The sequence below is a fragment of the Rhizobium sp. SVR5-2C genome, from assembly GCF_056755115.1.
Genome location: NZ_JBNDHT010000497.1, coordinates 1 through 248, shown reverse-complemented (window position 1 = coordinate 248; position 248 = coordinate 1). Strand labels below are relative to the sequence as shown.

Sequence of the window (248 nt, the reverse complement as noted above, 5' to 3'; positions counted from 1 at the left end):
CCTTGTTGCCGAGCACGACCTGGCGCGGCGAGTTGAAGATCGCGTCGGCGTTCTGCGCGATGCTGGCCTCGTGCTTCTGCGTCTCGGCCGCGGCCTGACGCTTGCTGAGCTCGGCCATGGCCCCCTCGAGCACCTCGGGATGGCTGACGAGATAGTTCTTGATGATCGTCTCGATGTCGGTGCGCTGGGTATCGGAGAAGCTGTCTGCCGATGCAGGCACGGCTGCGCCGAACATGGCGAGCGCAAAC

The 248-nt window shown here is 64.9% G+C and carries 1 pseudogene; it reads right to left on the bottom strand.

From position 1 onward, the window contains the following. Positions 1-248 (bottom strand): annotated as a pseudogene (locus ACPYOI_RS36660) (DsbA family protein); the annotation flags it as partial.